The sequence below is a fragment of the Mesorhizobium sp. LNJC394B00 genome (assembly GCF_000502555.1).
Lineage (GTDB): Bacteria > Pseudomonadota > Alphaproteobacteria > Rhizobiales > Rhizobiaceae > Mesorhizobium.
In genome coordinates, this window is record NZ_AYWH01000002.1 from 1,790,485 (window position 1) to 1,802,717 (window position 12,233).

The 12,233-nt window shown below is 63.1% G+C and carries 12 protein-coding genes and 1 pseudogene; 8 read left to right on the plus strand and 5 right to left on the minus strand.

What is annotated here, in order from left to right; all coding sequences use genetic code 11:
- The first annotated feature begins 19 nt into the window (after positions 1–19).
- Entirely contained in the window at positions 20–1,084 is a 1,065-nt protein-coding gene (locus tag X751_RS151275; protein WP_023744743.1) for a glycosyltransferase, read from the plus strand.
- Between the two features lie 45 nt (positions 1,085–1,129).
- Here X751_RS151275 and X751_RS151270 read toward each other — a convergent pair whose 3' ends face one another.
- The 4 genes from X751_RS151270 to X751_RS151255 form a co-directional block, all read right to left on the minus strand.
- Complete coding sequence (locus X751_RS151270) at positions 1,130–1,444, minus strand: antibiotic biosynthesis monooxygenase (RefSeq protein WP_023688161.1); 315 nt, start codon at positions 1,442–1,444, stop codon at positions 1,130–1,132.
- Between the two features lie 50 nt (positions 1,445–1,494).
- On the minus strand, positions 1,495–2,313 hold the full coding sequence (locus X751_RS151265; RefSeq protein ID WP_245265758.1) for a TonB family protein: 819 nt from the start codon (positions 2,311–2,313) through the stop codon (positions 1,495–1,497).
- Positions 2,314–2,578: 265 nt separating this feature from the next.
- Positions 2,579–3,013 carry a hypothetical protein gene (locus X751_RS151260; RefSeq protein ID WP_023744745.1) on the minus strand — a complete coding sequence of 145 codons (435 nt, stop codon included), beginning with the start codon at positions 3,011–3,013 and terminating at the stop codon, positions 2,579–2,581.
- Between the two features lie 5 nt (positions 3,014–3,018).
- A complete protein-coding gene (locus X751_RS151255) occupies positions 3,019–5,166 on the minus strand; it encodes a TonB-dependent hemoglobin/transferrin/lactoferrin family receptor (RefSeq protein WP_084558268.1) in 2,148 nt (715 codons plus the stop codon).
- Positions 5,167–5,424: 258 nt separating this feature from the next.
- Between X751_RS151255 and hemP the strand changes: the two genes are divergently transcribed.
- From hemP to X751_RS151235, 5 genes and pseudogenes are all read left to right on the plus strand, one after another.
- A complete protein-coding gene (gene hemP / locus X751_RS151250; protein WP_023673860.1) occupies positions 5,425–5,631 on the plus strand; it encodes a hemin uptake protein HemP in 207 nt (68 codons plus the stop codon).
- Positions 5,632–5,680: 49 nt separating this feature from the next.
- Positions 5,681–6,739 carry a hemin-degrading factor gene (locus tag X751_RS151245; protein ID WP_023744747.1) on the plus strand — a complete coding sequence of 353 codons (1,059 nt, stop codon included), beginning with the start codon at positions 5,681–5,683 and terminating at the stop codon, positions 6,737–6,739.
- A 10-nt stretch (positions 6,740–6,749) separates the two neighbouring features.
- On the plus strand, positions 6,750–7,631 hold the full coding sequence (locus X751_RS151240) for a hemin ABC transporter substrate-binding protein (protein WP_023673862.1): 882 nt from the start codon (positions 6,750–6,752) through the stop codon (positions 7,629–7,631).
- 4 nt (positions 7,632–7,635) lie between these two features.
- Positions 7,636–8,720 (plus strand): annotated as a pseudogene (locus tag X751_RS01000000163785) (iron ABC transporter permease).
- 7 nt (positions 8,721–8,727) lie between these two features.
- Positions 8,728–9,516: a heme ABC transporter ATP-binding protein gene (locus X751_RS151235; protein ID WP_023744749.1), complete on the plus strand. Its 789-nt coding sequence runs from the start codon at positions 8,728–8,730 to the stop codon at positions 9,514–9,516.
- Between the two features lie 109 nt (positions 9,517–9,625).
- On the opposite strand, the gene rirA is transcribed toward X751_RS151235, so the two are convergent.
- Positions 9,626–10,087 carry an iron-responsive transcriptional regulator RirA gene (gene rirA, locus X751_RS151230; protein ID WP_023672640.1) on the minus strand — a complete coding sequence of 154 codons (462 nt, stop codon included), beginning with the start codon at positions 10,085–10,087 and terminating at the stop codon, positions 9,626–9,628.
- A gap of 295 nt (positions 10,088–10,382) precedes the next feature.
- On the opposite strand from rirA, the gene X751_RS151225 reads away from it, so the two are divergent.
- The gene (locus X751_RS151225) at positions 10,383–11,678 is read left to right on the plus strand and encodes a DUF445 domain-containing protein (protein ID WP_023744750.1); all 1,296 of its coding nucleotides are present in this window, start codon (positions 10,383–10,385) and stop codon (positions 11,676–11,678) included.
- A gap of 106 nt (positions 11,679–11,784) precedes the next feature.
- Entirely contained in the window at positions 11,785–12,207 is a 423-nt protein-coding gene (locus X751_RS151220; RefSeq protein WP_023672638.1) for a phasin family protein, read from the plus strand.
- The last annotated feature ends 26 nt before the right edge of the window (positions 12,208–12,233 follow it).

Consider the following 12,233-nt stretch of genomic DNA (forward strand, 5'->3'; position numbering starts at 1 on the left):
GAGCGGGGCAGCCGAACAGATGGAAGACACGTCCCGACCGTTTGAGCTGCCGCGCGTGGCGGTGGTCATCACCTGCTTCAACTATCGGCCGTACGTCGAACAGGCGATCCGCTCGGTGCTTGCGCAGACCTACCGGAATTGGGCATGCGTCATCGTCGACGATGCCTCGACGGACGGCTCGGCCGGCTTTGTCCGACAGCTTCTAAGGGATATAGAAGACCCGCGCCTGCGCCTGTTGGCGCGCAAGGAGAATGGCGGGCAGACCGCGGGATTCCGCGACGGCTTTGCCGCAACCGACGCGCCCTTCGTCGCGTTTCTCGACGCCGATGACGTGTGGCTGCCGGATTTTCTCCTCGCGCATCTGTCCGCCCACCTCAACACGACGCATTCGGCCGCACTGTCGAGTTCCGATGTGTTCCTTGTCGATGGCGACGGCACCTTGCTGGGCGGTACCTTCCTTGCCTTGCGCAAACCGCGGTCCGGAGCGGATCGCAGTGGCGTCGCCATCGCGCCCGGTGGCCGGCTTGCCGGCATGGCGCCCGGGATCGCCTACGCATCGGAGCATCCGGTAACCTATTTCGCACCTGCGGTGACGGGCTGGCTGTGGTCGCAATGCTCGGCGATCATGTACCGGCGTGGCGCGCTGGAACCGGTATTGTCCTTCCCGTTCAAGGCCAAGGTCGGGACGGATTATCTGACGGCGACACTCGCGCACCAAGCCGGCGGCAGCCTCATCCTGTCAGAAGGTCTCGGCCTCTATCGCCTGCATGGCTCCAACCTGTCCACCGGAACTGCCTTTGCCGGCGGCAATGTGCGGCAAACGCCTGCATACAGGAGCTACAGGAGCGTGTTGGCGGCGGATGCCGCAGACTATTTGCTGGCGAATTCTGCCTGGCTCAGCGATCTCAACGGGCGCAATTTCATACCTGCATTCCTGACGCAGCATGTGCGCCAGTTCCCGGAGCTGGCCGGTGATCCGCGGTTGGCGCGCTACCTGACACGCGGACAGCCCTGGCGGCGGCTGCGCCTGCACATTGCCCAGCGGCTTCGGCGACTGGGCGGCCGGAATTCAACCGGAACATGAGGGCATCTGCCCGTCGTCAGATCTCGTCGACGGGTGAAATCTCAATCAGGCCCCTTCGACGACCGAAAAGCCTTCGAACTGCGGATGGCCGAGATAATGCACCTTCGAGGTGCCGGTGTTGCGGTGGGCGGCGCGAAAATTCTCGGATTTGGTCCAGGCGACGAAATCCTCATGGCTTGCCCACACCGTGTGCGAGGCAAACAGCGTGTAACCCTCGGCCTCGTTGACCGGGCCGCGCAGCAAGTGGAACTCTCTGAAGCCTTCCATCTTCGAAAGGCTGGAATCGCGGTTCTTCCAGACATCCTCGAAGGCGGTCTCGGAGCCGTTCTGGACCTTGAAGCGGTTCATGGCGATGTACATTGGGCTTCCTCTTGAATTGATGGACGATTTGGCGAAGGTCTACGAGCTGGTTAAAACGGACCGATCCGCGCCCTGAACACCCAACTTGATAATCCGGTCTCGGGTGGAATGGGCGGGAACGGCGCTTGCTGGCGCACCAGTTTCAAAGCGAATTGGTCTAGCTCTGCAGACCCTGAACTTTCGACAAGCTGCAAGTCGCTGACGCTGCCGTCGGCCATGACGACGAAATAGACCCTGGCATTGTTGCGAGCCTTGGCTTGAACCGCCTTCGAAACGTGGCGGTTGGCGCGGACAAGCTTGTTCTGAACTTCAACGCTGTAGCCGGATTCCATCGAATTGCCCGCCGCGCTCTGTTTTCCGCCTTTGCTGGCAACCGCCGTTGCCTCGCGCTCCTCGCCATCTGCCGTGCCGCCAGTCTCTCCCGATATTGGTGCGCCTGATATTGATGTACTTGGCCTCGGGCTTGGGACTGGTCGCCTCGCGGTAGGCAATTCAACGGCAGGCTCATTGGCGGGAGACGCCTCCGAACTCTGCGTTTGAACCGGTGACGGTGCAGGCGTCTCAGCCTCTGGGGCGACACTTTGATCATCCGGGATGGCGGCCGTTGGTGCATCCGGAGCGACGACTGCCTGCTTGGCAGCTTCCGGCGCAGATTTGGGCGCCGCCGGCTCCTCTACGGCTTGAGGCGCCTCGGTTTGCGGCGTGGGTTGGACGGGGTTGGCCGGCTGCGGATCGGTTACCAGGGTAACATCCACCGCGTCGGGTACCGGGTTTTGCAAAGCGGTGCCGAGGACGTCGGCGCCTGATCGATCGGCGCCTTCGGCCTGTATTGCCTTCCCGGTATCGAATGTCCCGGCGGGTGCGACCATGAACGCCGCTGCGGCAGCGGCATGGAGCAGGCAGGACGCGACGATCGCCACAGTCCATTTGCGCGCCGGCTGTACGAGCTCGTCCATCGTAATCGCCGGTTCGTTGCCGGCGTCGGGGAGGGGGGTGATGTCCTGCATGGTTCGCGGCGAGACCTGCCGCGAGCGGGGTGGGATTGTCAAATCAAGATCGGTTGCCGGCCATGACGGAGGGCCGGAGACAGGCCGCGCCGGAATATCTTGCAGGAAGGCCGGATGCAGTCCCACCTCAGACGCCGAATGCGATACCGGTCTTGGTCTGCGTCTTCAGGCCGCGCATGCAGGCGCCCGGTTCGACGCCGGCGCATTCGGTGGCGCTGTTGATCAGCACGCGGCTGAGTTTGGTGCAGTCGGTGCCGGCGAGGTCGAAGCGGGTCACCTTGGTCTTGCCGGCCGGCAGGTCCTTGAAGTCGAGCACGCTCAGGCGGTCGACCACGCCGGCCTCGTTGAACAGCGCGATTTCGAAAGCCGCCTTGGACAGATCGGCGCCGAGCGCATTGTTGACGACGAAGGTCAGCCGGCAACCCTTGTCCGAGGGCTGCACGGCATTGAGCTCGAGGCTGAGTTGCGGAGCCGGCGCGGACTGAGCCCACGCCGGCGCCAAGCCAAGCGACATCGCCAGCGTCGAGGTCAGGAGGCGAAGCGATGTGACCAAGCTTGTCATGGGTGTCAGCCTCCAAAGCGCATGGTTGCGGCCAGCTTCAGCGTGATGCCGGGTTCATAGATGACGGCGGTGGTGCCGCCGTTCAGCGGGTTGGTGTATTTGACGTCGAACAAATTGTCGGCGCGGAAGTCCACCTTCAGATTGTCGGTGGCCTGGTAACTGGCGAAGGCGTTGACCAGAGTATAATCCTTGGCCACGGGGTTGCCCTTCGGCTTGCCGTTGTACTGCACCTCGCCGCCGACGGTCAGCTTGTCCTGAAGGAAGCGGAAGCCGAGCTGCCCGGTGACCTGCGAGGACGGGATGGTGGCAAGGTCGGCCCGCTCGCCTTCATCGGAGATGGTGTGGCCGTTGATGATCGAGGCTGAGAGGCCAGCATAGCCCCAGCCGGCATCGTAGACGCTTTCCAGTTCGAAGCCGTTGATCTTGGCCTGGGCGACGTTCTGGTACTGGAAGCAGATCGGGATGCCGGGGCCGAACGGGCAACCGCTGGTCGGGTCGAATGCCGACAACGTGACGCCTTCGATGTAGTCGTCGACATCGTTGTGGAAGTAGCCGGCCTTGAGCCGGAACGCGTCGCCGGCCTCGATAAGGTCGTTCAGCTTGTAGTTGACGCCGAATTCAGTGGTCTTGCCGGTTTCTGGCCGCAGGTTCGGATTGGGCAGGAACGGGAAGGTGACGCCCGCCGGATGGTTGCCGCTGATCAGCGTTTCGGTCAGCGACGGCGAGCGGTAGCCTTCCGCGTAGGTGCCATAGAACTGCAGGCCCGCCAGGCTGGCGCTTTCGAAGGGCGTGACACCAACGGTGATGCGCGGCGACAGACGATCACCTGACGTTTCGTGGGTGCTGTCTTCGAGGCTGTAATTGTCGTAACGCAGCCCGGCAATGACCTCGAGCCAGTCCCAGGTGAGCTTGTCCTGGATGTAGGCGCCCGAAACACTACGCTTGCCCGATGGGGTGTAGAAGCTGTCGCCGCCGGCGGTGCCGCCGGTCTCGACATCGTCACCCACCCAGTCGCCGCCATAGGTCAATTCGTGCGCAACACCGGCTGTTTCGAAGCGCGACGTGTTCCAGATGTCGACGCCGGCCGTGCCAACGTCGAAGGTCGAGGTCGAACCGACGGGCAGCAGCACGGGAAGGCCGGTCGACGGATCGAAGCGGTTCTGCGGGACCAGCGTGGTGAGGTCGAGATTGGTCTTGTTGTAGGAGGCGTTGATGTGGAGGTCGAGCCAGCTCTTGGCGTCGTCAGTGATGTTGTAGCGGGCGGTGAAGGTGTTCGACTTCAGGTCGACGTCGTTGGCCGGCACGCCGCCGCTGGTTTCCGTCCAGCCGTCGCTCGAGCCGACCCAGCCGAGCTTCAATTCGCTGTTCTCGCTGGGGCGGATTGTGGTCTTGAGCAGGCCGCTCAGCACGTCGAAACCGGTACCGGCGACGGTGTCGCCGCTGCCATTCTTGTAGTCGCCGTAGTCGCGGTAGACGATGTTGCCCAGCACATCCAAATCGTCGTTGAATTTGTAGGCGCCGCTGGCGCTGGCGGTCCAGCCCTTGCCGTTGCTTTCATAGCGCCCGGTGACGGAGCCGGCCCAGGTTTCGCCCGGTCTGAGGAAATCCACCGCATCCTTGGTGTCGAAGAAGACGACGCCGCCAATGGCGCCGGAGCCGTAGGTGTTGGCGGTCGGTCCGCGAATGACCTCAACGGATTTGATGAGCTCGGGATCGACATAGAAGGTCGACTGCGTGCCGTGGTCTGAGCGCTGGAAATTCTGCCTGGCACCGTCGACGATGACCGCGACGCGACCGAAATCCTGCAGGCCGCGGATGTTGATGCTGGAGCTGACGCGTCGCGCATCGGCCTGCACCGCGACACCAGGCACACCGAGCAGCATTTCGTTCGGCGTCGTCGCCATGCGGCGGTCGAGCTGTTCCTGGTCAACATGGCTGGCCGAGGCCAGCGATTCGATTGCCGTCTCGCCGGTGCGGCTGATGACGAGGATCTTGTCCAGCAGGGTCGCGCCGGCGGGCGCCGGCTTGGTGTCCTCGGTTTTCCTGGTCTGGTCGGCCTGGTCAGCGGCCGGCTGAGCGGCCTGCTGAGCGCTGGCCGGCGATGTCAGCAGCGCGATCGTCGCTGCCCCCGCAAGCAAGGCCACCTTTGCCATAGACCGATGCACCGGACCGGTGCTCGCCAGACCCAGTCGTCCAGAATTTCCCAAGCCCATGCCCCAACTCCAAATTCCAGGTTCGACGCTGGCTGGCTTGGCGCTCGCTGGCTTTTTTCATTCCGTCCGGCGTCTTAAATATTGACTCATTTAGTCCGGTATTGCACTGACTAATAAACATGATGATTCAAGTCAAGAAATGAATCGGCATTTGCAACGCCTAGCCAGTTGCCCGGCACAGGAAAGGGATCGAAAGAGATGAACACCCACAATCCCAACGACTTCCGTTACCGCGTCCGCCGTTCCGAGGAGACGCCGACCCGCTTCGACCGGGTGCCGCTGGCGGTGCGGACGCTGTCCTCCAACACGCTGTTCCAGGGCGAGCACGAGATTGGCATCGAGCACCATGGCGCGCTCTATCGGCTGAAGATCACCCGCCAGGGCAAGCTCATCCTCAACAAGTGATGAAACAGCCAGGCAGGCCAAAACGCCAGGCAGGACAGGTAAGCAGGACATGGACCAGCGCGTAAAACCCGCACCGCATGAAATCCGGCGAGCGCGGGCAGACAATCCGAAAGCGCGCGAGCGCGATCTTGCCGCCGAGCTCGGTATTTCCGAAGCCGAACTGGTCGCCGCGCATTGCGGCGACGGTGTCGTGCGCGTCGAGCCCAGGGTCAACGATCTGCTGACCGGCCTCGACGCCGTCGGCGAGGTGATGGCGCTGACCCGCAACGAAAGCGCGGTGCACGAGAAGATCGGCGTCTACGACAAGGTTGTCACAGGCGCGCACAATGCCATGGTGCTGGGCGAAAACATCGACCTGCGTATCTTTCCAAAGGTCTGGGCGCATGGCTTTGCCGTGGAAAAGCGCGACGGTGGCGACATCCGCCGCAGCCTGCAATTCTTCGACACGGCCGGCGATGCGGTGCACAAGGTGCATCTGCGGCCGGCGTCCAATCTCTATGCCTACCAGAAGCTCGTGGCCGCACTCGAATCGCCGAACCAGGAGGCGACCGTGTCTATCGCAGGCTTGGCCGACGACGACGCGGAGACGTCGGGCATTGCCGCAGACATCGATGATCTGCGCGACCGCTGGAGCCGGCTGACCGACGTCCACCAGTTCTTTGGCATGTTGAAAACGCTGAAGCTCACCCGCCGCCAGGCCGTGCGCATGGTCGGCCAGGACTATGCCTGGCTGCTCGACAATGACGCCATCGTCGCTATGTTCCACCATGCCGCCGCCGACGGCATGCCGATCATGTGTTTTGTCGGAAACCGAGGCTGCATCCAGATCCATTCCGGTCCCGTCAAGTCGATCAAGCCGATGGGGCCGTGGATCAACGTCATGGACGAGACGTTCCACCTGCATCTGCGCACCGACCACATCCAGGAGGTGTGGGCGGTGCGCAAACCGACCAAGGACGGTCATGTCACCTCGCTCGAAGCCTATGACGCCGACGGCAAGATGATCATCCAGTTCTTCGGCAAGCGCCATGAAGGCGAGGGCGAGCGCGACGACTGGCGGTTCCTTGCCGAGAACCTGCCGCGCATTCCAAGCCCGACCGCAGCCTGAGGAAACGACGATGATTTCACTGTTCAGGACGCTTGCCGCGGCCATGGGCCTGTCGCTGTTTATTGCCGCCCCAGTGCCGGCCAGCGAGAACGTGGCCGTGTTGGCCGACACGTCGCGGATCGTGGCGATCGGCGGTTCGATCACCGAGATCGTCTACGCGCTTGGCGAGGAAGGTCATCTCGTCGCCCGCGATTCGACCAGCCGCTACCCCGCCGCCGCGGTCGCGCTGCCCGACGTCGGCTATATGCGCCAGCTGTCGCCGGAAGGCGTGTTGTCGGTCAATCCTTCGGGCATTCTGGCGCTGCATGGCAGTGGGCCGAAGGAAGCGGTCGATGTGCTGAAAAAGTCGAGCGTTCCGTTCATCGACGTGCCCGAGCATTACAGCCATGACGGCATCCTGGAAAAGATCCGCATCGTCGGCAAGGCGCTCGGCGTCGACGCCAAGGCCGAGACGCTGGTGGCTGAGACCGATGCCAAGCTGAAGGCGGCCGAGAAGCAGACGGCGTCGATCAAGCAGCGCAAGCGCATCCTGTTCGTGCTGTCGATCCAGGGCGGCAAGATCCTGGCCGCCGGCACCGACACCGCCGGCGACGGCATCATCAAGCTCGCCGGTGCGGTCAACGCCGTCGAAGGTTTTTCCGGCTACAAGCAGATGTCCGACGAGGCCATCGTAACCGCCAGGCCGGACGTGATCCTGGCGATGAAAAATGCCGGACCGCCGATTGCGGAGGCCGAGCTGTTCGCCATCCCGTCGATCACCTCGACGCCGGCGGGTGAAGGCCGCAAACTGATCCTGATGGATGGCAGCTATCTGCTCGGCTTCGGGCCGCGCACGGCCGATGCCATCCACGATCTGGCCGCCTCGCTCTATGGCAGCCAGGTCACGGACTGAGCCGATGGTGGATCAGTCGATCGCCGGCGCGGCGGGCAAGGTGGCCGAGGGCGATCGTTCCGGGCGCGCTCGCATGGTTATTGTGCTCCTGTGTGTGGCGCTTGCCCTTTCGATGTTCCTGTCGCTGAGGTCGGGCGCTTCCGATGCATCGGCCGTTGGTGTCATTCGTGACTGGCTGACCGGCGCCATGCCGGACGACGCCGCGCTTGGTGCCCGCGACCGGTTGATCGTCTACGATATCCGCATGCCGCGCGTACTGTTCGGTGTGCTCATCGGGGCGGCACTGGCCGTATCGGGTGCGGTCATGCAAGGCCTGTTTCGCAACCCGCTCGCCGATCCCGGCCTGATCGGCGTTTCCGCCGGGTCGAGCCTCGGCGCGGTCGCCGTCATCGTGCTCGGCACGACGTGGCTGGNCTGGCCTTGCCGCTCGCCGCTTTCTGCGGCGGCCTTGCGGTCACGCTGGTGCTCTACCGCGTCGCCACGCGGCAGGGGCGCACATCGGTCGCCACCATGCTGCTTGCCGGCATTGCGCTCGCAGCCCTCGCCATGGCGCTGACCGGTATCCTGATTTTCATGGCCGACGACCGGCAGTTGCGCGATCTGACCTTCTGGCAACTGGGCTCGCTGGGCGGCGCGACCTGGCCGAAGATCGCTTCCGTCGGTCCGATCATCATCCTGGCGCTTGCGGCAATGCCGTTCCTGGCCAAAGGCCTCAACGCCCTGGCGCTCGGCGAGGCGACGGCCGGACATCTCGGCATCCCGGTACAGCGGCTGAAATACACCGCGATCGTCGGCGTCTCGGCAGCGGTCGGCGCCTCTGTCGCAGTCAGCGGAGGCATCGGTTTTGTCGGCATCGTCGTGCCGCATCTGCTGAGGCTGCTGATCGGTCCGGACAATCGCTATCTCTTGCCGGCTTCGGCGCTGCTCGGCGCCTCGATGCTGCTGATTGCCGATGCCGTCGCCCGCGTCATCGTGGCGCCGGCCGAACTGCCGATCGGCATCGTCACGGCGATCGCCGGCGCACCGTTCTTCCTCTGGATCCTGCTGCGCAAGCGCGGGGTAATCGACTTGTTAGATTTGAAACTATGAGGCCGGCATGATCGAAGCACGCGATGTCTCGGTAGCGATCGGCGGCAGGCGCATTGTTGCCAATGTCGATTTCGTCGCGCGGCCGGGCGAAATTGCGGCAATCGTCGGACCCAACGGCTCGGGCAAGACGACGTTTTTGAAGGCGTTGTCGGGCGATCTGGCGTTTGCGGGGACAGTGGCCGTCAACGGGCGCGATCTCACGGCGATGAAGCCGGTGGAGGCCGCCACCGTGCGTGCCGTGCTGCCGCAGGCCGCGACGCTGTCCTTTCCCTTCACCGTGCACGAAGTGGTCAGGCTCGGCCTTATCGGCGGCCGTTCCGGCGTTCTGCCGGGCGAAGATGATCGTCTGCCCGAGCGGGCGCTGGCGCGGGTCGACCTCGACGGCTTTGCCGGCCGGTTCTATCAGGAGCTTTCGGGCGGCGAACAACAGCGTGTGCAGCTGGCGCGCGTGCTGTGCCAGGTCTGGGCGCCGGTGCTGGACGGCAAGCCGCGCTATCTCTATCTCGACGAGCCGGTCTCCAGCCTCGATATCAAGCACCAGCTGATCATCATGAACATCGCCCGCGATTTCGCCCGGCGCGGCGGCGGTGTGATCGCCATCCTGCACGACCTCAATCTGACGGCCATGTATGCCGACCGGATTTTCGTGATGCATCGCGGCCGGCTCGCCGCCGACGGTTCACCGCAGGAGGTGCTGAGCGACGATCTGATCGAAAAGGTGTTCGATTGTCGGCTAAGGGTCGGTGTGTTGCCGGCGGCGAACATGCCGTTCGTCTTGCCGCAGTCAGCCGCCTAAAAGCGGGTCGCGTTTGAACGGACTCAGGCGACGCGCTTTAGGTCTTTGTTTTTATGCATGTCGTTGTCTCAAAGCCGGGGCCACTTTTGAGCGACATGCACTAGAAAACTCAGGCGGCCGGAGCTCGCTGGACCAGCATGTCGATGCCGAGCAAATGACGCACATTCGGGCGCGCCGCTACCATATCGGCGATAGTGTAGCGGGAGAGTACGGCAAAGAAGGCGTTGAGCGCCTCGCGCAGCGCCGAATTCAGCTGGCAGCTGTCGACCAGCGGGCATTCGGCGGCGTCGTTCTCGAAGCATTCGGCCATGGCGAAGCTCTCTTCGGTCACCCGTACGACGTCGAACAGGCTGATCTGCTCGGCGGGGCGGCCGATCCTCACGCCGCCATTCCTGCCGCGCACCGTCTCGACCAGGCCATGCTCGACCAGCGGCTGCAGGATCTTGAACAGGAAAAGCTCCGACACCGAATAGGCGGCCGCAATCTCGGGGATGCGGCTCAGGCGATCGTTGTTGGCGGCGCAATACATCAGGATGCGCATGGCGTAGTTGGTCTGGCGCGTCAGCCGCATTTCATTCCTCACCCGAGTGCTGGCGCGTTGGAACTGCACCAGATTTTAGATTGTGCTGGTGCGGCTTTCTCACCCGGAGTTTCGGATTCGCCCACACTGGCCTGATCGGAATATGGCCTATACCTTGGAACAATTCCAGACTGGGATTGCATGATAGATGAACATTCTTGTCAACTTTGCGTGCGAAACCGGCAATTCCCGGACGAAATCGGCCCATCCGATCATGCTACGGGCCCAAACACCCCCTAAATAGCCCATGCCAGATAGCCAAGAGATCGATGAGGAGCGGCGTATCATGTCCCAATCGGCTTCGTCCCTGGCGCCTGGCGGTTTTGATGCCGAGACGGGCGCCAAGTTTTTCGCGTTGCGGCGGACAAAGTTCCTCGCCACGGCTGCGCTGGTGCTTTGCGTCGTGGTTTTTGCCGTGGCCAAATCGTCCGAGGCCAAGTATCCGTGGCTGGGCTTCGTGGCGGCCTTCGCCGAGGCGGCGACCATTGGCGGCCTGGCCGACTGGTACGCGGTGGTGGCGCTGTTCAAGCGGCCGCTGGGCCTGCCGATCCCGCACACCGCCATCATCCCAGCGAACCAGAACCGCATCGCCGATAATCTGGGCAGCTTCATCGAGGTCAATTTTCTGGCGCCGGAGCCGGTGCGGGAAAAGCTGGCCGAGGTCGATTTTGCTGCACTCGTCGCCGACTGGCTGACTGACGCCGAACGCTCTGCCGGCCTGTCACGCTTCGTCGTACGGCTGGTCCCGCAGACGCTTGCGGCGATCGAGCAATCCGGCCTGCGCGGCTTCGTCACCAGCCGCATGCTGGAGCAGATCGACAAGGTGCCGCTGGCGCCGCTCGCGGCCGAATTGCTGTCGGCACTGACCGACGACCGCCGCCACCAGAAACTCTTCGACGAATTCACCAGGGTGATCGGCCGGTTCCTGAACGATGAAGAGGCGCTGGCGACCATGCGCGAGAAAATCCGCGAGGAATTGCCGTCGCTGTTCAACCTGTTCAGAGCCGACGCCTATCTGCTGAAGAAGATCGTCGCTTCCGCCGGTTCGCTGCTTGACGAGGTGCGGGCCGACCCCGACCATCCCATGCGCGCCGAATTCGACCGTTTCGCGCACAGCTTCATCGAGCGGCTCAGAACCTCGAAGCAATACGCCAAACGGGCCGAGAAGCTGAAGCGCGATTTCCTGGCGCGGCCGGAAGTGAAGTCGCTCGCCGGCGACATGTGGCAGAGCCTCAGCGTGTTCATCGAACAGGACGCCAAGGCGGAGAATTCGATTGTTCGCGCGCATCTCGCCAACATGTTCGTCGAGGTCGGCCGCCATCTCTCAGGCGATCCGCAGATCAGGGCCGACATGAACCAGGGCTTTGTCGTGGCGCTGTCGTCATTCGTCGAGCGCCAGAAGAGCGGTGTGTCGACGTTCATCGCCGACCAGGTCAAGCGCTGGGACCTTGCCCAGCTGACGAGGCTGATCGAGATGAACATCGGCAGGGACCTGCAATATATCCGCTTCAATGGCATGATTATTGGCGGCCTGGCCGGTCTCGTGCTCTACACGGCGGAGAGGCTGTTTCTCGCTGGCTGATGCTGCATTGCCGCTGAATTGCTTGGGCGTCCGAATGGACACACGGCGCGCGAGTGCTATTGTCCAGAACAGGGTTCAGCATTTGCGACACTGGGGAGCACGAGCAATGGCCAAACAACCCGACTCCGATTCGTTCCTTGACATGTTCAGCCGGTTCGGCCGTGACCTGAAGGTGCCGAATGTCGAGGCGATCCTCGCGCATCATCGCAAGAACCTCGAGGCCCTGGAAAGATCGGCGCGGGCGGGAGCTGCCGGCGCGACCTCATTGTTGTCCAGACAGCGCGAGATGCTGCAGGACACGCTGCGTGAAGTCAGCGACATGGCGCAGAGCTACAAGGCGCCGGGCAATCCCCAGGAACTGATGACAAAACAGGCGGAGTTCGCCAGGAAATCCTTCGAAGCCGCCCTGAAAAATGCCGGCGAAGTGGCCGAGCTGGTCAAGAAATCCGGCACCGAATCGATCGAAATCCTGCGCAGCCGCATCAAGGAAGCGATGGAGGAAATCCGCTCGGGCTATGACAAGAAGTGACTCTCAACGCAACCATGAGAGGAGTG